The organism is Pseudoalteromonas sp. SG43-6 (genome assembly GCF_014164365.1).
GTDB classification, from domain to species: Bacteria; Pseudomonadota; Gammaproteobacteria; order Enterobacterales; family Alteromonadaceae; genus Pseudoalteromonas; species Pseudoalteromonas rhizosphaerae.
In genome coordinates this window covers 88,087-108,511 of the sequence record NZ_JACJEZ010000012.1, presented here as the reverse complement: position 1 = coordinate 108,511, position 20,425 = coordinate 88,087, and the positions used below count along the sequence as shown (strand labels likewise).

Sequence of the window (20,425 nt, the reverse complement as noted above, 5' to 3'; positions counted from 1 at the left end):
TGCGACGGCGAGATTATTTGGAAGGACTAGCCTATTTCGTACAGGTAGTAGTGCAAATCGATTGGAAAAATATGGATGTGAGTGATGTAATTGAAACTTAATAATTATTTTTGGGGATCCCTTAGTCATTCCCCTGTATTTTTGCTGTAACAGCTTGCAAATTCCCATCATGAACATTTTCTACAAGTATAGTTTGCGTCTGTTCTGAAGCTGGGGTACTAATAGTTTTAACAGTTAGGTTGCTTTGCTCCGAGATTCGCTTTAGCAAAGCAAGCCATTGTTCATTGCTCAGTGCTGGGCGAGCTGCATCTAAAGCATAAATGTAGGCTCTATAGTCTAATTCCACATCTTGCTTCAATTCAGTAGAAAAATAATCCGTAGCAAGTGAAGTTAAAAGGGGATTAATCGTTAAAAATATCAAAATGAAAATTAAGCTCTTTACCCCAAAGCGTATTAACAACATTCGGTTTCCTTGCTATTGACAATAATGTACCCCTTCCCCCTAACTGTAATGAGGTGGCGATAAGGTATATTATCCCCAATGACTTTGCGTATTTTCATAATTTTATTGTCAATTGTGCGATCTAATCCATCAAATTCCCTGCCATATAATTGCCGAGAAATATCATCGCGACTAATTATAGAATCTACATGTGAAGCTAAAAAATAGAAGAGATCAAATTCACTATCCGACATCTCAAGTTTGATATCGGATTGGCTTACAACTCTGGTGAGCAAATTAAATTTAAACGGCCCAACATTGAGTATATGATCCAATTTTCTTTTACTCTCAACTCCTTGAGCTAATCTGAGCAACTTGCGAAATCTAGCCAATATAATTCGAGGATTAACCGGCTTTTGAATAAAGTCATCAGCCCCCATTTCCAGTAAGGTGATCTCATCGATGTCGTCATTACTAGCCGTTAAGATAATCACTTTACCAAAATACTTATTCTGTAAAGCACGACACACCTCAAAGCCATCCACTTCGGGAAGCATCAAATCTAATAGGACAAAATCAGGTTGATGTAACAGCACATACTCTAAGCCACTAGAACCGCTATATATCGTGTTAACCAAAAAGCCATGCTTTTCAAAAAAACTCTTAAGCAATGCTGCAAGTTCTAGATTGTCTTCAATAATAGTCAATGACTTAGAAATAAATGTATTCCTTTACTTAATGCCTACGATGGTATTCATCTTTTGTTTTAGACACAATTTTACGCTTTCTTTAATATTGCCTTGAGATTCATCATGAGGCAAATTTTGATTTAATATTCTAAAAGCACAATTTAGTCTGCAAACTATTATTAAACTATCAGTTATATTATTAAATTAAATGATTTTCAGGTTAAGCTGGAGATTTAAAAAATGTTTAATCCCCCTGCTTATTCTTGTTTGCGTAATAACAAAAAAAACCTTTAAACTTAATATTTAAAGAGGCTTTCATTAATAATTACCACATTATTTCATAAGTACTAATAAAATTATAAATACTTATGAAATTGAAAAAGCCGCTAAAAAGCGGCTTTTAAGATTATTTTTCAACATTTGATATTTTGTCTTTGTCTAGAACGGGATATCGTCATCAAAATCGATAGGTGGTTCCATTGGATTTGATGCGCCGCCTTGCGGAGCACTTTGTGGCTTAGGTGCAAAACCACCTTGCGCTTGTCCACCACCTTGTGGAGCATAGCCGCCGCCACCTTGGTATTGATTACTTTGCTGTGGTGCTGCAGCTGGTTGCTGACGAGCTGCTGGCGCTTGTTGTGGCGCTGGTGCATACCCGCCGCTTTGCTGTGCTGCACTTTGCTGCTGAGCATACCCACCACCTTGTTGTGGTGCGCTTTGCTGCGGTGCGCTCTGTTGTTGGCCGTAACCACCTTGAGATTGACCACCGTGGCTTTGCTGTTGGCCACCTTGGTAACCGCCACTTTGTTGGTCGCCACCACGGGCACCTAACATTTGCATTTGACCAGTGAAACCATCCACTACGATTTCAGTGGTGAATTTCTCTTGGCCTTGTTGGTCAGTCCATTTACGGGTTTGAAGTTTGCCTTCAACGTAAATTTGTGAACCTTTACGGCAATATTCACCAACAATTTCAGCTAACTTGCCAAAAAACACAACACGGTGCCATTCTGTTTTATCAACCATTTGACCGGTGTTTTTGTCTTTATAGCTATCTGACGTAGCTAGAGTAATATTCGCTACACCATTGCCGTTAGGCATATAACGTACTTCTGGATCTTGACCTAAATTACCAACCAAGATTACTTTGTTCACACCGCGTGCCATGGACCTTTCTCCTATAAACGTTATATTAAACCAGCCACTTTGCGGGCTTGGTCTAGGTCAAATTCTTTATCATCAATCTTTAAATAACTGCGATTTTCATCACAGACTACTGTTGCTTCAATTACGCCTGGTAAAGCAACTAAACGAGAAGCAAGGGTTTGCGCTTGCTGCTCGTTACTTAATTCTGTCATTAAGCTTATCATTTTACTGCGTGGCGGGACTTGCATATTCCACGCAAGGATAAGCCATATTACCCCAACAACTGCGGCTGCGGCAAACACTGCTTGCGGTGTTGTTGATTGCGCAACGTAACCGCCTAAAATACCACCTAAAAATGCACCAAAAAATTGTCCTGACGAAAACACTCCCATCGCCGAGCCTTTTTGGCTAGCAGGTGCTAAGCGCGATACTAATGCCGGCATCGTCGCTTCTAAAAAGTTAAAGGCAACAAAATACGCCAGCATACACATCGCCATGCCGATGATTGAGTCAACACCAATTGCCATTGCCAACATACTTAGAGCGAGCACTGCGATAGAGCCAACAAATGCCTGTTTCTCTTTTTCTTTGCGGATCGCAATGATCATCACTGGCGCCATTAATAAAAATGCCAGTAATAAAACGGGAATATATACTTGCCAATGCGCTTGTGCTGCTAAACCTTTGGCAATTAACTGCCCTGGTAAGGCGACAAAAATCGTCGTCAAGGTCAAATGTAATAGCATCACCCCTAAATCTAAACGTGCTAATTGCGGGTGCTTAATGAGTTTTTTAATATCGCTAACGCTTGCTAAGGTATCGCCTTTGGGGGCTTTGCTAACCGCTTTGGGGACCAAAAACAACACAATAAAAATACCCGCAACAGCCAAAATAGCAGTTAACCAGAACACTCCAGCAAGACCCCACGCTGCGGCAACCATTGGACCAAGTAACATAGCAATAGCAAAGCTCATGCCTATGCTCATACCAATCACGGCCATCACTTTTGGTCGTTGCTCATCGCGGCTCAAATCAGAAGCAAAAGCTAATAACGAGCTGGCAATTGCGCCCATCCCTTGTAATGCTCGCCCTAACGTGACCATTTGCATTGAATCAGCAGTGGCAGCAATCACCGAACCGATGGCAAAAACAGTTAAACCGCCAACAATGACTTTTTTACGGCCAATTTTATCCGATAACCAGCCCATGGGAATTTGTAACACAGCTTGTGTTAAACCATAGGCGCCAATCGCAAAACCAATCCATATAGGTGAAAATCCTGATAATTCTTGCCCATAAATAGCCAATACTGGCATCAACATAAATAGGCCAAGCATACGAAATGCAAACACACTCGCTAAGGAAACTGCGGCGCGTTTTTCTCGTGAATTGAGTGAAGAAGCTGTCATGATTCGCGTGTTCTTGCTGTCTATTAAAATTTGAGCAGGGATTCTACCACAAGCTTACAGAGAAATAATCGTCCCAATGCGATGATTTTTCATTGATCAAGGATTAATCTTCGCACGTATTATGAGATACTCAGTAAATCAATTTGGTAATGAAACGAGATAGCATGGAAAACATTGAAGTCCGAGGCGCCCGCACGCACAATTTAAAAGACATCAGCCTAACCATTCCCCGTGATAAATTAATTGTTATCACCGGTCTATCTGGTTCGGGTAAATCGTCTTTAGCATTTGATACCTTATATGCAGAAGGGCAGCGTCGGTATGTAGAATCTTTATCGGCCTATGCCAGACAATTTTTATCTTTAATGGAAAAACCGGATGTTGATCATATTGAAGGGTTGTCACCGGCAATTTCAATTGAACAAAAATCAACGTCACATAATCCCCGCTCCACCGTTGGCACCATTACCGAAATATATGATTACCTGCGCTTAATGTTTGCCCGTGTCGGTGAACCGCGTTGCCCTACTCACGATTTGCCACTCGCTGCACAAACCGTTAGCCAAATGGTCGACACTGTGCTGGCGTTCCCAGAGGGCAGCAAGCTGATGTTGCTAGCCCCTGTTGTGAAAGAGCGCAAAGGTGAGCACGTTAAGTTGTTAGAGCAACTAGCCAGCCAAGGTTATATTCGCGCCCGTATTGACGGGGAAGTATGCGACCTTTCTGATCCACCGACTTTAGAACTACATAAAAAACACACTATTGAAGTCGTGGTCGATCGTTTTAAAGTGAAAGATGGCTTACAACAGCGTTTAGCCGAATCGTTTGAAACCGCGTTAGAGCTGTCAGCCGGTGTAGCAACTATTGCATCGATGGATGACGCAAACGCCGAAGAGCTGCTGCTCTCCGCCAACTTCGCTTGCCCAACGTGTGGCTACGCCATGACCGAACTTGAACCTCGGTTATTCTCATTTAATAATCCGGCAGGCGCATGCCAAAGTTGTGATGGTTTAGGAGTTCGTCAGTATTTCGACCCAAATCGAGTGATTCAAAACCCAGAGCTTAGTTTATCTGGCGGTGCCATAAAAGGCTGGGATAAACGCAGTTTTTACTATTTCCAGATGCTACAAGCCGTTGCTGAGCACTATAAATTTGATTTAGAAATGCCATTTCAGGAACTATCTAAAGATGCTAAAAAAATCATTTTAGAAGGTTCTGGCGATACAAAAATTGCTTTTAACTACCGCAACGACCGTGGCGACCTGATCACTCGTAACCATGAGTTTGAAGGCGTGTTAAATAACATGAACCGCCGCTATCGTGAGACAGAATCAAATTCCGTGCGCGAAGAGCTGTCTAAATATCAAACCAGCCAAGCTTGCCCAAGTTGTAAAGGGTCGCGCCTACGCCAAGAAGCGCGCAGTGTATTTATCGGTCAGACTAACTTACCCGCTATCACCAGTATGAGTATTGGTGAAGCAATGAGCTTTTTTGAGCAACTAAGCTTAACGGGCCAAAAAGGCCAGATAGCTGAGAAAATCTTAAAAGAAATTCGCGACCGTTTATCGTTTTTGATCAACGTAGGGCTAAATTATCTCTCTTTAGAGCGCAGTGCTGATACTTTATCTGGCGGTGAGGCTCAACGTATTCGCTTAGCCAGCCAAATTGGCGCAGGCTTAGTAGGCGTAATGTATGTACTTGATGAACCATCGATTGGTTTGCATCAACGTGATAATGACCGTTTACTACAAACGCTGATCCATCTACGCGACTTAGGTAATACCGTGATTGTGGTAGAGCACGACGAAGATGCCATACGTGCCGCCGATCATATTATTGATATAGGCCCTGGAGCTGGCGTGCATGGCGGTTATATCATTGCCCAAGGTACTCGTGATGACATTTTAGCTAGCGAAGAGTCAGTAACAGGGCAATTTTTATCTGGCCGACGCAAAATTGAAGTTCCCAAAGAGCGTCATAAAATCAACGATAAGTGGTTAGAGCTGTTTGGCGCTAGCGGTAATAACTTAAAAAATGTCGATTTAAAAATACCTTTTGGTTTAATGACCTGTATTACTGGCGTATCAGGCTCTGGTAAGTCAACGCTTATCAACGATACCTTATTCAAACTTGCTCATACCGAACTAAACGGAGCGACCACCGCCGAAGCCGCACCGTACAAATCAATTAGCGGCCTTGAGCATTTTGATAAAGTCATCGATATTGACCAAAGCCCGATTGGCCGTACCCCACGCTCAAACCCAGCCACATATACCGGTATTTTTACTGGCATTCGTGAACTGTTTGTGGGCACGCAAGAATCTCGCTCTCGTGGTTACAAAGTCGGTCGCTTTAGCTTTAATGTAAAAGGTGGCCGCTGTGAAGCTTGCCAAGGCGATGGCGTGATCAAAGTCGAAATGCACTTTTTACCTGATGTATATGTGCCATGTGATGTCTGTAAAGGGCAACGTTATAACCGTGAAACGTTAGAAGTGCAGTATAAAGGCAAAAACATCCATCAAGTATTAGAAATGACGGTGGAAGACGCACACGACTATTTTGATAAAATACCCGCCATTGCGCGTAAACTAAAAACCTTAATGGATGTGGGCCTGTCTTATATTCGCTTAGGCCAAGCCGCGACAACGCTCTCTGGTGGTGAAGCGCAACGGGTTAAACTCGCCCGCGAGTTATCTAAACGTGACACAGGTAAAACCTTATACATTTTAGATGAACCAACCACAGGCTTGCACTTTGCTGATATTGAACAATTATTAGTAGTACTGCATCGCCTGCGTGACCACGGTAATACGATTGTGGTTATTGAGCATAATCTTGATGTAATAAAAACAGCCGATTGGATCATTGATCTAGGTCCCGAAGGTGGTGCTGGCGGCGGTGAGATCCTCATTGCAGGCACGCCGGATGAAGTAGCCGAATGTGAGCGTTCACATACCGGCCACTATTTGAAACCCCTATTATCAAAATAGGGTTTTCGCTTTATGTACTAAGGTTGGCCGGTGTTAAGATATATAAAAATTGCCAGATGGCGTGCAAACAAACAGCTGAGGCAACAACAGCAAAATTTGCAACCTCATAAACTGCGCTTTTATGAGCAAGGTAAAGCTATTTGGTTTAATCTTAACACCGCGCAAAAGCTCTACTTATTGGCGTTAATCTGCCTAATTATCTTTCAAAGTGGTTGGCTATGCGCCAGTATCACTATCGTAGCGCTTACTATTGAGTTTTGGCCAAAGTTCAATAAGCTCTGGCATTCACTTGCTGGCAAAGCACTTATACTTATTTTCTATGCCAGTATCGCCAACTTTGTACTGGCCAATGCCAGTGGCATTGTAAATAATGTAACTCATGTTTCAGCAACACATTTTAATTACACCCATAATTTTGCCACGCTACTTTATTTACCACCCTGGGCGTTGGGCATCTCTCTATCAACATTACTATTATTACAATTGATATTGCCGTTCTACATTTTTACGCTCTTAATCATCAAACCGTTTGGTTCACAGCGGGTAAAGTTTATTAGCCAAAGCTATTCACCTTTGCTTACCGCTTCTATACGGTTTTTTTTATCAACCATTGTAATAATCAACCTAATGTCTTTTGTTGATGACAAAGATACCGGTGCCGTTATTGATGACATAGTAAGCAACTTCGTCAGCAGCAAGCAGCTCTCAAGTCGAGCACTAACAGAGCAACAAGAAGTTGAAGTTGTCGAAGAGCTCAGCCAAAAAATACATGGGCAACTGCCAAGTGAAAACATTACGCAAACACCTCCCACACCGCCTGTAACTAAGACGGAAGAAGGTGAAACCACTCAATCCGTACGATTATTCTTTAACACCAAAGGTTACTTTGAACGCAGCAAACGCTTAATTGCTATGTTTGCTTACACCTACGAAGCAGACCAATACTCCCGTTGCAAAAAATCTGACGACAGTAAATCGATTGAGATTAACGACTACGAAATTGTTGAAATTGCACCAGATAACAGCAAACCTTACGGTTACAGCTTTACGGTAAAAGCATGCCAATCGCCGGGCATTAAAGCGCCATAGCGGGCTACGGGCTACGGGCTACGGGCTACGGAAAATACTAAAGTCAGTTAATTAAAGTCAAACCTGTTTTTTAATTTGGCAATTACTTTGAGTTAATAGGTGGAAGCTGAGCTTTATATAATAAGCATGTTTATATCCCGCGAGCTAAATAGCTTGTTATCTGATGCTTTTAAGTTCAATCCCTGCAATACGAGTTATCAATTCATCGAGAAAGGACAAATCCACTATTTCGCCGTTACTAAATAGTCGGTAATCCGACTCCAAACCTGCCAACAATTCTCTTGCCTCAGCAACACCTTTAAAAAACTCGCTACTGCGTAAAATACACACCAAGAGATCATCTTGCAGCGCAATGCGCTGCTTTATTTCATGTAGACCTTGTCCTAAATAAGACTTGAGCGTCTTTAAATCAGAAGAAGATATACGTCCATTTTCGAACTTTAACGTAATTTTGAAGTATTCCATGAACTTAATCTCATAACGATTGCACTTAACACTTGAATTTAAATAAGATTAAAGCTGCTGCTTCGAGCCTAAATTTGTATATAACAGCAACAAAAAAGCCAGATATTCCGTTGTAGTTGGAACCATCTGGCTTTATATGATTAGTTATTAGCAAGCGTTACGGACGTGGAATAAATCCTAACGCGTTGTAAACAGACTTTAAGGTTATCTCTGCACGTGCGCTGGCTTTTTCAGCACCGGTTTTCATGATGTTGTTGAGCAATGCTTGATCTTCACGGATCTCTTTAAAGCGCGCTTGGATTGGCTCGATCATGCTCACTACTGCGTCAGCGGTGTCTTTTTTCAGATGGCCATACATTTTATCTTCGTATTCAGGCACTAACTCTTCAATTGAGCGCTTAGTTGCAACAGACATAAGTGTTAGTAAGTTTGATACGCCTGGTTTTTCAGTGCGATCAAAATAAATACGCGCTTGCTCGTCTGAATCGGTTACTGCTTTTTTAAGCTTTTTCTCGATCTTTTTTGGTTCGTCTAACATCATGATAAAACCATTTGGGTTTTCATCTGATTTAGACATTTTTTTCAGTGGATCTTGCAGGCTCATTACGCGCGCACCAAACTCTGGAATGTAAGGTTCTGGGATCGTGAAAACTTCACCATATAAGTTATTAAAGCGCGTTGCGATATCGCGTGTTAGTTCAAGGTGCTGCTTTTGATCATCACCTACTGGTACTTGCGCCGCTTGATAAAGTAAAATATCAGCTGCTTGTAATACCGGATAAGCAAACAAACCAACGTTTACGTTGCTGGTGTTCTTTGCTGACTTATCTTTAAACTGGGTCATGCGGTTAAGCTCCCCCATTTGCGCATAACAGTTTAGTACCCAACCTAGCTGTGCATGTTCAGGCACTTGCGACTGCACAAATAAAGCAGCTTTATCTGGATCAATACCACATGCAACATACAAAGCTATACCATCTAATACACGGGTTTTTAAAAGCTCTGGATCTTGGCGTAACGTAATCGCGTGCAAATCAGCTAACATAAAGTGACTATCATACTCTTCCTGTAGCTTTACCCACTGGTTAATAGCGCCAACATAGTTGCCTATTGTCATTCCACCGGTTGGCTGCATGCCACTTAACACTACTGGTTTACTCATGATGTTCCTTTATATTACAAAAATAAAAAATGCTAAAATTAAAAAATCGCTTAACGCTGGGTAAGAACAGGTATTATATCTAAGAAATTCTCACAGAGGTACTGTGGATTCAAATCAGCAAGATTTTCACCTTGGTTATAACCATAATTAACGGCAAGTACGTCTATATGTGCCGCTTGCGCCGCTAAGATATCACTTTTTGAGTCACCAATCATAATTGCTTGACTCACTGGTACATTTAATTGCTGACAAGCAAATAAAAGAGGCTCTGGTGAAGGCTTTTTGGCCATGTCATCACCACACACTATCACCTCAAAATGACTTCTCAAAGCGAGCTTATCAAGTAGCTTTTCAGTAAAGCAGCGGGCTTTGTTAGTGATCAACGCTTTTGGTATACCACGTAACGCCGCAAGGCCTGTTTCTACGTGTTGATAAAGCACACTGTATTCACCTACTTGTTGCTCATAATGATCATAAAAAAGCGCAATTGCTTTATCTGCTAATGCTGGATCTAGGTGTTCACTGACTTTCATGTCGCCACTGAGGCCTCGCTTAACCAGCATTTCAATGCCGTTACCAACCCAGCTTTGTACCAACCCCTGACTTACAATTGGAAAAGCTAAATCAGATAAAGTCAGATTCATCGCTATATATAAATCATAAACACTATCAACTAAAGTACCATCAAGATCAAATAAAGCGGCTTCATACTTCATTATTTTACACCCTCTAACTGGGCACGCATTTGCTCAATTACTTGTTGGTAATCTGGCTGATTAAAAATAGCAGAGCCGGCAACAAACATGTCAGCACCGGCTTGAGCCGCCGCCGCAATATTATCGACTTTAATACCACCATCTACTTCTAAACGAATAGCACGACCTGAATCATCAATTATTTTCCGTGCTTGGCGTAGTTTTTCCAAAGTATGAGGAATAAAACTTTGACCGCCAAAACCTGGATTAACCGACATTAATAAAATCACATCAAGCTTATCAATCACATGTTCTAAATAGCTTAAACTCGTCGCAGGGTTAAAGACTAAACCAGCTTGGCAACCATGATCTTTGATCAGCTGCAAAGTGCGATCAATATGTTCACTCGCTTCAGGATGAAAAGTAATGATTGAAGCACCAGCATCAGCAAATTGCGGTATTAAACTATCGACCGGTTTAACCATTAAATGCACATCAATAGGCGCAGTAATACCATAATCACGTAGCGCTTTGCACACCATAGGCCCAATTGTTAAGTTTGGCACATAGTGATTATCCATCACATCAAAATGAACTACATCTGCACCAGAAGCTAAAACACGCTCAACATCTTCGCCCAAACGGGCAAAATCAGCAGATAAAATAGACGGGGCGATAAGGTACTTTTGTAGTGTTTCTAACATAAACAATCCTTAGTGATATTAAAAATGCGCAAAATAGCAGGGCCATTAATTGCCATAATGTAACCTAAATCAAGCTATTCCCCAAGAATCCCAGTTAATTAAAGCTTTAACTCTATTTGAAGTTTTGCAACGGTTATATTTTAAACAGCAAAATATAAACATTATTTTTACCTTAACCTTCTAATTTTATTAATTTTTTATATTTGTTAAGGATAAATTAAGTTTGTTATTTGAGCATTTTTTATGTATGCTCTAGTGAGTAACACTATTATGGACTTAGTAAAATGCGTGCTTTTAAAATCGGGATCTTAACTGCGGCTGCTATAACTATCGGTACACTAAGCTATTTTTCAAAAAGTGATAATACACTTATCGCAGCTAACGATTGCGAATGTAGCTCAGGCCATTTAAAAATTAATAATGCAGTGCAATGTATGAAGGTCGAACAAGAATCAAGTTGGATGTCATGGATCACTGGTGATAGTCGCAGTGCACAATTTCATTATTTAGATTTACTTGAATTATTAACCAGCTCAGACGAACCACAAAAAGCACGTTCACTTAGTCCTAGGTTTTAATAAAATGCGGCAACTGATCAGCGCTATACAAAGTGTTGTTGCGGCATTTTTTGGCGTGCAATCTGAACACAAGCGTCACGCTGACTTTAAACAACACTCGCCTACCAGTATTATTATCATCGCTATTATTTTATTTATATCTTTTGTAACCGCTATCTATGGCGTGGTGACTTGGGTGCTAAGTACATAGCCATCAACTCATTAACTTTATTGCGCGAACCACCTTTTGGGCTAATCGTCCGCTTAACTTGAATTTCAGCTAACGTTGCTTGGCTATATATTTTACGTGTCCATACAGTGTCATGATTCGAGATCAATACCGGTGTTTTGTTTTCAAATGCCGCTTGCTCAGCTAAATTAGCTAGATTCGCCTGATCATCTAAATTAAAGCCACCCTTAGCATAAGAGGTAAACGACGCCGTTTTACTCAAAGGCACATAAGGTGGATCGCAATAGATCACGGCGTTATCGGGTACTAATTTAAATACATCGTCATAACCTAAACAAGTAAACGTGGCTTGTTGCGCTTTTTCGGCAAAAAAGTACATTTCTTTTTCAGGAAAATACGGACGTTTATACTTACCGAACGGAACATTAAAAATTCCTTTCAGGTTATAGCGGCATAAACCGTTGTAGCCGTGGCGATTCATATATAAAAATAAAATCGCTCGCTCGTAAATGTCATTACTTTGATTAAACTGTACGCGATAATCATAATATGCGTCAGGCTGGTTGTTTAAATCAACAAACAGCTTTTTAGCATCGCTGATGAATTCATCTGGAGAATTTTTTAATTCGTTATACAAGTTAATGAGATCAGCATTAATATCATTAAGAATATAATCTTTAAAATCTGTGTTTAAAAATACCGAGCCAGCACCTACAAACGGTTCAACTAAGGTATCAGCGTGTTTGCTCGCTTCATTTAAGCGCGCGCTAATATCTTCAACTAAGCTGTATTTTCCGCCAGCCCATTTAAGGAAGGCTCTGGTCTTTTTCTGCATCGGCTCTTTACTTCAAACTGGTGTGCCGCGATTTTACACTAAACAGTGTAAATTTACTGATCTAGTAACGCGATTTCTTGTTTTATTTTACTGATTTTTTTATAAAACGGCTGATTTTTACGCACCGCTTCAGGTAGGCTTGCTAGCGCTTCGCGAGCCGTATTTAAGTTATCAAAGCTGCCATAGGTTACCACCCACCACATTTTATCGTTGCGGCGTGTTTGATAGACTTTACCAAGTACTTGCAGCGACTGTTTAGCAACAAACTGCTCGGCGATTGTTTGCTGAGTTACCGCTAGTAACTGGATCACGACCTTACTATCCGGCTGTTGTAGATACCAAGCATTATCTGCTGGCATAATTTGCTGCGCTTGAGGAACAAGCTCTACCACAGTGGGTTCTTCAGCCAAGCTAGTCGTGATATCAACAGGCTCTGCAACTGGCGCTAAACTATCTAGTATTGCCGCAACATTATTTTCCTGAGTAGGATTATCAATAAGCGGCTTGTCTTGCTCTGGTTGGGCTTGTTGAGCAGCTGATTGAGCATCTGCAGCTTCTACTTGTGAGGAATCTATTGTCACCGCAGGTTCTGTTACAGCTTGCTTTAAAGTATCGACTGCGATTGCCGTCGCCACTGGAGTTTCTGGTTGTGGCTGATAAAAATCCTGCCACCAACGGGTCATATCAGATTTATATAAAAAACCAATGATGAGTAACATAATAATCACTAGCAGCGTTATTAAATGTACTCGCCAAGATACTTTATCAGTGACTACAACCTTAGCTGTGTGCTGTGTTGGTTGCCACGCTAACAATAAACTCGGATTACCGTGTGCTTCGCGCAAAAAGGTTTGAAATACCGGGTCTTCATCATAAGGTAAATCATTAAAATAGCACTTCATCAACTGTTTACTTTCTGCTATAGAAAGTGCTTCGAGATGAATTTCAACAGCGCTTTTAAATTGCCCCACTGATTGCGATGCCAGTAAGACATATAAAGTAGTAGGACTATGCTTGGCAAGCGTTGTTAACTCTTCGACCATTTCTTCAGATAAATGCCGTCCACCATCTAACACCCATAAACATGGACCACAGTTTTGCTGTTTAGCTAGTTGGTAAAAATTTTCTGACAGGCTTAGGTTTTGATCAATTAACGGCGAGCGGAAGCTTTGTTCCAGTAACTCACTCATCAATTGCATATCACTCATACGCGCACTAAGCTGCACAAATGACTTATTAAAATCACTGTATTTATCAGTAATGAAGGTTTCGAGAAGATAACTTTTACCAAGTCCAGAAGGACCCAGTAAGACAATTAAATTTTGCCCATATTCAAACTGTAGGGCAATCCGATCAACCAAAGCCGCACGGCTAGGTAAGATTTGCGATTGCATTAGCGCCCTATTAAATTTCGGACCTGTTGATCTGATACATCATCAACCAACGCGCATTGACCAAACGCAGTAGGAAGAATAAAACGGATCGTGCCTTTTTTATTCTTTTTATCTTTACGCATATGATGAAGGAAATGTTCAGCAGTCATCACATCAGGGATCTCACTAGGCAAATTATATTGTGCTATTAAGGTAACGATCCTTGCAACTTCTTGTGCACTTAAATCACCACGAGTATGAGCTAGCTGTGCAGCTAATACCATGCCAGTGGCAACAGCTTCACCATGTAGCCATTGGCCGTATCCCATTTGCGCTTCGATAGCATGTGCAAAGGTATGGCCTAAATTAAGTAACGCTCGTAGTCCTGCTTCTTTTTCATCCTGAGCGACAATCAGTGCTTTAATTTCACAACAACGAAAAATCACATGCTGAATGGTTTCTTCATCCAAAGCCTGTAATTGCGCGGTGTTGTTTTCTAGAAAAGTAAATAATTCTGTATCGTAAATTAAGCCATATTTAATAACTTCAGCCATACCGGCTGCAAATTCACGAGCAGGAAGTGTATGCAATGATTGAGTATCAATAAACACGGCTTGCGGCTGATAAAAAGCCCCAATCATGTTTTTACCCAAAGGATGGTTAACCGCCGTTTTACCGCCAACTGATGAATCAACTTGCGATAATAAGGTAGTGGGTACTTGAATAAACGGTACCCCGCGTTGATAGCAGGCCGCAACAAAACCAGTCAGATCACCGACCACACCACCACCAAGGGCGATTAAGCAAGTATCTCTGCCGCAATTGTTTTCAAGCAAAAATGCCGAGATTTTCTCAAACCATTCCAGTGATTTATATTGCTCACCATCAGGAATAATAAAACTTAGCGGATTTAAATCAGCTAATAACGCCATTGCATCGCTTAAGTACAAAGGTGCAATGGTGTCATTAGTGATAATGATAGGTCGACAATCACCAATATGATGATGCAGCCTGTCAGTCTGTTGAAGAGCAGATTGACCAATATAAATAGGATAACTTCGCTCGTCTAAATTAACTGTTAATTCAAGCATCGCTAGTATCCTTTCTTATTGGTATTTAAAAATCTAATTTCTCGATGATTTGATTAGCGACAACTTTAGCGCTTTGCTCATCAGTGCGTACAACAAAATCAGCTACTTCTTTATACAACGGTTCGCGTTCTTCAGCTAAGCGCTCTAATACATCACGAGGTGCTTCTTCTGTTTGCAGTAATGGGCGACGCTTGTCGCGCTGCGTGCGTGCAACTTGCTTTTCGATAGGTGTCTCTAGGTATACAACAATACCACGAGCCGAAAGCTTGTTTCGTACTTCTTTACTCATCACAGAACCACCACCAGTTGCAAGTACAATACCTTGCATTTCTGTTAGATCGCCAATGACAGATTCTTCACGAAGTCGAAAGCCTTCTTCACCTTCAAGATCGAACACCCAGGCAATATCTGCACCGGTACGGCGTTCGATTTCTTGATCAGAATCGACAAATTCAAGGTGCAATTGATCTGCAATGTGACGACCAATTGTGCTTTTGCCAGCCCCCATAGGGCCAACTAGAAATATATTACGTTTTTCAGCCATATCTTTTAGTACAAACGAACTCTAAAATTTGAAATAAAACCCCGCCTAACGACCTGGCCCCAAAATTAAGGAGGGGATTATCTCAGTAATTGATTGGGTATTTCAAGTCAATTAGAACAAAAAGCCAATTAACGAGCAATTAAAGTCAATAATTCCCCATTGTGTAAGAATAAATCAGTGTAAATTACTCTATTTGGATTTTCGGAGTAACGAAAATCAGCAATTCTTTCTTTTCATTAAACTCACTAGTGCTTCTAAACAGCACTCCTAGGTAAGGAATATCACCTAATAATGGTACTTTTTTAACTGAGTTAATGATTTGCTGCTGGAATATACCACCAAGTACCACGGTTTGACCATTCTCAACCAGTACTTGGGTTTGAATTTCTTGGGTATCAATTGCAACTGCAGGACCAGTTCCAGTTTGTACCGTATCACCTCGGGTATCTTGGGTAATGATTAAATCCAAGATAACTTTATTATCTGGGGTGATGTGTGGTGTTACCTCAAGACTCAATACTGCCTTTTTAAAGCTAACAGTTGTAGCACCACTTGAAGCAGATTCAACATACGGTATTTCGGTACCTTGTTCAATACGTGCTTTTTTCTGGTTGGCAGTAGTAATACGCGGACTTGCGATAATTTCACCACGGTTTTCTTCTTCAAGCGCGGTTAGCTCTAAATCAAGTAACGTGCCATTTGCTAATTTAGCAACGTGCATACCAATACTGCCAGCGGCACCTGTGATAGGCAAGTTTACATTAAGGCGATCAGAAATACTTGGAATGGTGCCGTTAGAAATCGTATTAGCACCTTCTAAGGTACCTGAAATACCATCAGTGCCTTGTTGATCACTAAACCCCCAACGTACTCCTAAGTCTTCTTTTACGTTATCACGTACAGTAACCATACGTGCCTCAATAATAACTTGTCTAACCGCTATATCCAAAGTTTCGACCATACGGCGAACACTTGCAATGCTTTTAACGGTGTCTTTAATTAACAAGGTATTGGTACGTTTATCAACGGATACACTGCCGCGAGCACTAATAATGCTGTTAGTGTCGGTTTTCAGTAAATCAGCAAACTCTTCCGCTTTAGCATAATTCAAACGAATATATTCACTATAAAGCGGCTCTAAGTCTTCAACTTGTTGTTTGGCTTTTAGATCTTTCGCTTCGCGGGCGGCAAGCTCTTCAGATGGTGCCACCATTAATATAGAGCCATCCATACGCTTATCTAAACCTTTAACGCGTAATACCACGTCAAGAGCTTGATCCCAAGGCACACCATCTAAACGCAGAGTTATGTTGCCACTGACTGAGTCACTGGTTACTAGGTTGAAATCATTATAGCCGGCAATAATTTGCAATACGGCACGCACAGAGATGTCTTGAAAGTTTAGGGTCATTGGGCGACCTTGGTATTCTTTACCACCTTCTAAATATGAACGTTGCGATTCATCTTTTTCAACTGTAAGTGTAAGAATATTTTCAATTTGTTGATAAGTGAATTTAAACGCGGCATTAGGGGTTATCACTACCCTACTCATATTATTTTCTTTAAATGTCTCAATTGAGCTCACTACAGTGCCAAAATCTAGCACATCTAGCTCATATAATAAGTCATCTAAAATATCGGTATGATGAAACTCAGCAATAATTTTACCGCCACTTTCATGCACATCAATCGCAGCTTGAGTATCTTGTAAAAAGACTAAGACTCGCGCTTCACCTTTTTCACCGCGACGAAAATCAATAGACTGGATTGAGTTGATGTAATTGCCAGTCACTTCTTTAGCGGTATTAGCATCTTGTTGTGACGTGATCGGATTATCTGAGACGTGTAATGAAACAAGGTTATTGTTCACCGTTGTTTGGTAAATTTTTAAACGCTCTAAATGAACAGTGACAATCAAGTTACCATCAACAGCTACACTATTAACTTTTTCAATACCTGCTTGGTTGATTTGTACTTCACTTAAACCTTGTTCAACACTAGCTGCATTAAAGCGCATTTCAATACGAGCCGGGTTATTAAATACCTGAACTTTTGGCTCTTCAGTCAGCTCTTCATCAAATACCAGCTGTAACTGTGTTTCTCCAGCTATTAGCGGGCTATAACGAACATCATACAATAGCGGCGTAGCCATTGCTGATTGCGTGATAAAAAGGGCAATAACAACAAACAAAGCCTGCTGAATGCGGTTACTCCAAGATACTCCCTTATGCATTTTAATTTTACCTTTTTTATTTTTAACTAGTGCCATTGGATCCCGCCTCTAACATTTCCAGCTTCGTCAGGCGCTCTTTCCAACAACCAGACCCGTCGGGTATTAATTCTAACAATTCTATATAATCACTTTTAACATCTTGTACAACACCATGATACAAACCAATATGATTACCGATAGTAACTCGGTGTAAAGTATCATCTGCAGCTTTAATTAATGCCCATGTTTGGCCACCAGAACCCAGCGTGCCTTTCATTGCTAGGTTATCCAACGGATATTTCTCTAATACTTCACGCGTACGATCAGGATCAGGGTGTAAGCAGTTTTTAACTTGGATCATGTTATTTTGAATAATTTCCGGTTGCGGCGCAACAAAAGGACTACGTAGTTGCTGTGCATTGTATTCAAAGTGCTCAAATTGGGTCAGTTTTGGAATGGCCTCTACCTTAGGTGTAGTGCTGGCTTTTACCTGATCAATAAATTCTTTTTGCTCAGAAGTATCATCGTTACATGCGCTCACCAAAATACCGCTGAGTAAAACAAAGGCTAGTTTTTTCATTTTTTAGCCCCTACTTTCTTCACGCCGCCTTCATAGCGGTAAGTTTTGGCAACCACGCTAAATGTCAGTTTGCCTGAGTCTGAACTATTAATTGAAAAGTCATGCAAACTTACTATACGAGGAAGTTGCGCCACTTTACCAACAAAATCACCAAACTCATGGTAGCTACCTATTACTTCAATTTTAATCGGTAACTCAGTATAAAATTCTTTTTCCACTTCTGGTAACCAGCCAATTTTAAGAAAGGTTAAGCCACTGGTCGTGCCCACATAAGATAAATCATCAAGTAAGCCTGGTGTTTCGTTTGAAGTCGGTAAGCGCTTTAGTAGTAAAGAAAACTTTTCTTCCATTTCAACCATTTGTTGACGGTAAATTTCTAGATTACTGGCCACAGCATATTTCACTCGATAGGTACTGCGTAACTCAACTTCTTTACTAACTGCATTGTGGTAGCTATCTATTTCATCTGAAACCAATAAGCTGTAACTAAAAAACAGCACCAAGGCAGCTACAAAAGTACAGCAAATAACCTTGACAACTATTGGCCAATCGCCGATATTTTCAAGCTCAATTTCGTTCCATTCAATCTCTGTTAACGCTTTGATATCAAGGTTCATTATTTAACCTCTCCAATCTTATCAAAGGGTTTTACATAAAATTCCATATTAAAATCACTCAATAAACGAGACGATTTCTCCCCTGCAATAATGCCTTGCATTGTCGGCTTTTCGAGCAGATAGGAGTTTTGTACTTGGCGCAACATGTTTGACAAATAATTATTAGATTCGCTACGGCCAACCACATGAATTGCACTACCACGGCGTTCTAACTTAGTTAGATAAACACCCGTTGGTACAATTTTGGCAACTTCATCCATAATTTGTGTGCCTAAATTACGACTACTTTGCAGCTCTTCAATTAAGCGCATACGTTGCTGTAAGTTTTCTTTCTTTTTATCTAACTCACGAATTTCACTAATACGCCGATCTAATTGCCCTATTTCAGTTGAAAGGTAATTATTTTTAATATTTTGACCGTCTCGTAAACCACCGTAATAGCTACTCAATAAATACATACTGATAAAACTGCCAAGCACCACGAAAAATAAAATAGTGACAAATTTATTCTGCGATTGTTTTCGCTGCTGTTCGCGCCACGGCAGTAGATTTATATGTGGCATGATGAAAAACTCCTTAATGCCAAACCTGTCGCTATTGCAAATTGAGTACGATGACGCTGTAACACATTGCGATCGACATGGTGGGAAATATCCATATTTTCAAAAGGCTCAGCCACTATGGTATGAATACCTAGTTCTTCAATTAGCAATCGATCAAGGCCATCAATCATCGCTGTGCCACCAGTAAGCACAATGTAATCGATTTGATCTTTGCCACTGGTAGTTAAAAACATCTGCACTGCGCGGCGCACTTGCTGTAATAATGAGGTTTGAAATGGTGCCAATACTTCAAACGTATAGTTAGGCGGAAGATCGCCAGTAGTTTTGCCTATTTCAGCTTCATCAAAACTTTTATTGTAATAAGCCACTATGCTGTTGGTGTATTGATCGCCACCAAATACTTGGTCTCGGGTGTAAATCGTTTCACCGCCAAGTACCACACTTACCAACATAAGTACCGCGCCAATATCGACCACTGCTACACACTTATTAAATGCATCGCTTGGTAATTGCTGATAATACACATCCATTGCGCGACTCAGCGCATAGCTTTCTACATCAACTACTTTTGCTATTAAACCAGCTGATTCTAATGCACCAACACGAGCTTCAACACTTTCGGTACGCGCAGCTGAAAGCAACACATTCATTTTGGAAGGATCGGCTTCGTTGGTACTGAGCTTTTCAAAATCTAGGCTAACTTCATCTAAAGGATAGGGAATAAGGCTGTCCGCCTCGATTTCTATTTGCGACTCAAGCTCTGCATCGCTAAGCGTAACATCCATAAAAATTACTTTAGTAATGACGGTTTGTCCCGATACAGCCACTGCTGCCGAACGAATTGACTTAGGTAACTTACGCTTTAGCTTAGTAATGATATTACCAATTGCCTCAATATCTTGAATATTGCGCTCAGCCATTGTACCTTTTGGCATTGGCTCAATTGCTAGCGCTTCGAGCCTGTAGCCACTGTCCGTTTCATTCAGCAACACCGCTTTTATAGCATGTGAACCGATATCTATCCCTACCATCATCGATGAAGACTTACTCAATAGTTGACTTAGCATGTTCG

21 protein-coding genes are annotated in these 20,425 nt (G+C 40.7%); 4 read left to right on the top strand and 17 right to left on the bottom strand.

Features of this window, described 5'->3' with window-relative positions:
- Nucleotides 1–121 precede the first annotated feature (121 nt).
- From H5201_RS07455 to H5201_RS07440, 4 genes are all read right to left on the bottom strand, one after another.
- Nucleotides 122–463, bottom strand: coding sequence for a hypothetical protein (locus H5201_RS07455; RefSeq protein ID WP_182784105.1), 342 nt, complete (start codon nucleotides 461–463; stop codon nucleotides 122–124).
- Nucleotides 454–1,149, bottom strand: coding sequence for a response regulator transcription factor (locus H5201_RS07450; RefSeq protein WP_182740299.1), 696 nt, complete (start codon nucleotides 1,147–1,149; stop codon nucleotides 454–456). Before H5201_RS07450 ends, H5201_RS07455 begins: the two co-directional genes overlap by 10 nt.
- A 420-nt stretch (nucleotides 1,150–1,569) precedes the next feature.
- Nucleotides 1,570–2,298, bottom strand: a complete 729-nt coding sequence (gene ssb, locus H5201_RS07445; RefSeq protein WP_149982642.1) for a single-stranded DNA-binding protein — start codon at nucleotides 2,296–2,298, stop codon at nucleotides 1,570–1,572.
- Nucleotides 2,299–2,318: 20 nt separating this feature from the next.
- Complete coding sequence (locus H5201_RS07440) at nucleotides 2,319–3,686, bottom strand: MFS transporter (RefSeq protein ID WP_145238569.1); 1,368 nt, start codon at nucleotides 3,684–3,686, stop codon at nucleotides 2,319–2,321.
- A 164-nt stretch (nucleotides 3,687–3,850) separates the two neighbouring features.
- Here H5201_RS07440 and uvrA point away from each other — a divergent pair, with 164 nt between their 5' ends.
- Both uvrA and H5201_RS07430 read left to right on the top strand, forming a co-directional pair.
- Nucleotides 3,851–6,676 carry an excinuclease ABC subunit UvrA gene (gene uvrA, locus H5201_RS07435; RefSeq protein WP_182767496.1) on the top strand — a complete coding sequence of 942 codons (2,826 nt, stop codon included), beginning with the start codon at nucleotides 3,851–3,853 and terminating at the stop codon, nucleotides 6,674–6,676.
- Between the two features lie 30 nt (nucleotides 6,677–6,706).
- Nucleotides 6,707–7,765, top strand: a complete 1,059-nt coding sequence (locus H5201_RS07430) for a hypothetical protein (protein WP_182784103.1) — start codon at nucleotides 6,707–6,709, stop codon at nucleotides 7,763–7,765.
- A 156-nt stretch (nucleotides 7,766–7,921) separates the two neighbouring features.
- On the opposite strand, the gene H5201_RS07425 is transcribed toward H5201_RS07430, so the two are convergent.
- The 4 genes from H5201_RS07425 to rpe all read right to left on the bottom strand — a co-directional run bounded on the left by H5201_RS07425 (nucleotide 7,922) and on the right by rpe (nucleotide 10,791).
- Complete coding sequence (locus tag H5201_RS07425) at nucleotides 7,922–8,230, bottom strand: hypothetical protein (protein ID WP_145238560.1); 309 nt, start codon at nucleotides 8,228–8,230, stop codon at nucleotides 7,922–7,924.
- Nucleotides 8,231–8,387: 157 nt separating this feature from the next.
- A complete protein-coding gene (gene trpS / locus H5201_RS07420; RefSeq protein ID WP_145238557.1) occupies nucleotides 8,388–9,392 on the bottom strand; it encodes a tryptophan--tRNA ligase in 1,005 nt (334 codons plus the stop codon).
- A 50-nt stretch (nucleotides 9,393–9,442) separates the two neighbouring features.
- Nucleotides 9,443–10,108 (bottom strand): HAD-IA family hydrolase, encoded by a 666-nt coding sequence (locus H5201_RS07415; RefSeq protein WP_182717701.1) that lies wholly within the window; start codon nucleotides 10,106–10,108, stop codon nucleotides 9,443–9,445.
- Complete coding sequence (rpe, locus tag H5201_RS07410) at nucleotides 10,108–10,791, bottom strand: ribulose-phosphate 3-epimerase (RefSeq protein WP_182717700.1); 684 nt, start codon at nucleotides 10,789–10,791, stop codon at nucleotides 10,108–10,110. The genes H5201_RS07415 and rpe overlap by 1 nt, the downstream gene beginning before the upstream one ends.
- Nucleotides 10,792–11,075: 284 nt before the next feature.
- Between rpe and H5201_RS07405 the strand changes: the two genes are divergently transcribed.
- Together H5201_RS07405 and H5201_RS07400 are read left to right on the top strand one after the other, a co-directional pair.
- On the top strand, nucleotides 11,076–11,369 hold the full coding sequence (locus H5201_RS07405) for a hypothetical protein (protein WP_145238548.1): 294 nt from the start codon (nucleotides 11,076–11,078) through the stop codon (nucleotides 11,367–11,369).
- A 4-nt stretch (nucleotides 11,370–11,373) separates the two neighbouring features.
- Nucleotides 11,374–11,559 (top strand): DUF2970 domain-containing protein, encoded by a 186-nt coding sequence (locus tag H5201_RS07400; protein ID WP_182717699.1) that lies wholly within the window; start codon nucleotides 11,374–11,376, stop codon nucleotides 11,557–11,559.
- Here the strand turns inward: H5201_RS07400 and H5201_RS07395 are convergent.
- From H5201_RS07395 to H5201_RS07355, 9 genes are all read right to left on the bottom strand, one after another.
- A complete protein-coding gene (locus H5201_RS07395; RefSeq protein WP_149982636.1) occupies nucleotides 11,522–12,373 on the bottom strand; it encodes a Dam family site-specific DNA-(adenine-N6)-methyltransferase in 852 nt (283 codons plus the stop codon). The two genes, H5201_RS07400 and H5201_RS07395, sit on opposite strands and share 38 nt — an antisense overlap.
- Nucleotides 12,374–12,426: 53 nt before the next feature.
- The gene (locus tag H5201_RS07390; RefSeq protein ID WP_182717698.1) at nucleotides 12,427–13,767 is read right to left on the bottom strand and encodes an AAA family ATPase; all 1,341 of its coding nucleotides are present in this window, start codon (nucleotides 13,765–13,767) and stop codon (nucleotides 12,427–12,429) included.
- Nucleotides 13,767–14,837: a 3-dehydroquinate synthase gene (gene aroB / locus H5201_RS07385; protein ID WP_149982634.1), complete on the bottom strand. Its 1,071-nt coding sequence runs from the start codon at nucleotides 14,835–14,837 to the stop codon at nucleotides 13,767–13,769. The genes H5201_RS07390 and aroB overlap by 1 nt, the downstream gene beginning before the upstream one ends.
- Before the next feature lie 25 nt (nucleotides 14,838–14,862).
- Nucleotides 14,863–15,381 (bottom strand): shikimate kinase AroK, encoded by a 519-nt coding sequence (gene aroK, locus H5201_RS07380; protein ID WP_008466255.1) that lies wholly within the window; start codon nucleotides 15,379–15,381, stop codon nucleotides 14,863–14,865.
- Nucleotides 15,382–15,565: 184 nt separating this feature from the next.
- Nucleotides 15,566–17,650 (bottom strand): type IV pilus secretin PilQ, encoded by a 2,085-nt coding sequence (locus tag H5201_RS07375; protein WP_149982633.1) that lies wholly within the window; start codon nucleotides 17,648–17,650, stop codon nucleotides 15,566–15,568.
- Nucleotides 17,637–18,173 carry a pilus assembly protein PilP gene (locus tag H5201_RS07370; protein WP_182717697.1) on the bottom strand — a complete coding sequence of 179 codons (537 nt, stop codon included), beginning with the start codon at nucleotides 18,171–18,173 and terminating at the stop codon, nucleotides 17,637–17,639. Before H5201_RS07370 ends, H5201_RS07375 begins: the two co-directional genes overlap by 14 nt.
- Nucleotides 18,170–18,790, bottom strand: coding sequence for a type 4a pilus biogenesis protein PilO (locus H5201_RS07365; RefSeq protein ID WP_149982631.1), 621 nt, complete (start codon nucleotides 18,788–18,790; stop codon nucleotides 18,170–18,172). Before H5201_RS07365 ends, H5201_RS07370 begins: the two co-directional genes overlap by 4 nt.
- Nucleotides 18,790–19,353 (bottom strand): PilN domain-containing protein, encoded by a 564-nt coding sequence (locus H5201_RS07360; protein ID WP_149982630.1) that lies wholly within the window; start codon nucleotides 19,351–19,353, stop codon nucleotides 18,790–18,792. The genes H5201_RS07365 and H5201_RS07360 overlap by 1 nt, the downstream gene beginning before the upstream one ends.
- On the bottom strand, nucleotides 19,341–20,420 hold the full coding sequence (locus H5201_RS07355; protein ID WP_145238520.1) for a pilus assembly protein PilM: 1,080 nt from the start codon (nucleotides 20,418–20,420) through the stop codon (nucleotides 19,341–19,343). Before H5201_RS07355 ends, H5201_RS07360 begins: the two co-directional genes overlap by 13 nt.
- Nucleotides 20,421–20,425: the final 5 nt, after the last annotated feature.

What these genes read in the sequence shown, in the direction of transcription:
- H5201_RS07425 (WP_145238560.1), bottom strand. Translation starts at nt 8,230, where the DNA reads ATGGAATACTTCAAAATTACGTTAAAGTTCGAAAATGGACGTATATCT.
- aroK (WP_008466255.1), bottom strand. Translation starts at nt 15,381, where the DNA reads ATGGCTGAAAAACGTAATATATTTCTAGTTGGCCCTATGGGGGCTGGC.
- H5201_RS07390 (WP_182717698.1), bottom strand. Translation starts at nt 13,767, where the DNA reads ATGCAATCGCAAATCTTACCTAGCCGTGCGGCTTTGGTTGATCGGATT.
- aroB (WP_149982634.1), bottom strand. Translation starts at nt 14,837, where the DNA reads ATGCTTGAATTAACAGTTAATTTAGACGAGCGAAGTTATCCTATTTAT.
- H5201_RS07455 (WP_182784105.1), bottom strand. Translation starts at nt 463, where the DNA reads ATGTTGTTAATACGCTTTGGGGTAAAGAGCTTAATTTTCATTTTGATA.
- H5201_RS07440 (WP_145238569.1), bottom strand. Translation starts at nt 3,686, where the DNA reads ATGACAGCTTCTTCACTCAATTCACGAGAAAAACGCGCCGCAGTTTCC.
- H5201_RS07375 (WP_149982633.1), bottom strand. Translation starts at nt 17,650, where the DNA reads ATGGCACTAGTTAAAAATAAAAAAGGTAAAATTAAAATGCATAAGGGA.
- H5201_RS07360 (WP_149982630.1), bottom strand. Translation starts at nt 19,353, where the DNA reads ATGCCACATATAAATCTACTGCCGTGGCGCGAACAGCAGCGAAAACAA.
- uvrA (WP_182767496.1), top strand. Translation starts at nt 3,851, where the DNA reads ATGGAAAACATTGAAGTCCGAGGCGCCCGCACGCACAATTTAAAAGAC.
- ssb (WP_149982642.1), bottom strand. Translation starts at nt 2,298, where the DNA reads ATGGCACGCGGTGTGAACAAAGTAATCTTGGTTGGTAATTTAGGTCAA.
- rpe (WP_182717700.1), bottom strand. Translation starts at nt 10,791, where the DNA reads ATGTTAGAAACACTACAAAAGTACCTTATCGCCCCGTCTATTTTATCT.
- H5201_RS07400 (WP_182717699.1), top strand. Translation starts at nt 11,374, where the DNA reads ATGCGGCAACTGATCAGCGCTATACAAAGTGTTGTTGCGGCATTTTTT.
- H5201_RS07355 (WP_145238520.1), bottom strand. Translation starts at nt 20,420, where the DNA reads ATGCTAAGTCAACTATTGAGTAAGTCTTCATCGATGATGGTAGGGATA.
- H5201_RS07405 (WP_145238548.1), top strand. Translation starts at nt 11,076, where the DNA reads ATGCGTGCTTTTAAAATCGGGATCTTAACTGCGGCTGCTATAACTATC.
- H5201_RS07415 (WP_182717701.1), bottom strand. Translation starts at nt 10,108, where the DNA reads ATGAAGTATGAAGCCGCTTTATTTGATCTTGATGGTACTTTAGTTGAT.
- trpS (WP_145238557.1), bottom strand. Translation starts at nt 9,392, where the DNA reads ATGAGTAAACCAGTAGTGTTAAGTGGCATGCAGCCAACCGGTGGAATG.
- H5201_RS07395 (WP_149982636.1), bottom strand. Translation starts at nt 12,373, where the DNA reads ATGCAGAAAAAGACCAGAGCCTTCCTTAAATGGGCTGGCGGAAAATAC.
- H5201_RS07370 (WP_182717697.1), bottom strand. Translation starts at nt 18,173, where the DNA reads ATGAAAAAACTAGCCTTTGTTTTACTCAGCGGTATTTTGGTGAGCGCA.
- H5201_RS07365 (WP_149982631.1), bottom strand. Translation starts at nt 18,790, where the DNA reads ATGAACCTTGATATCAAAGCGTTAACAGAGATTGAATGGAACGAAATT.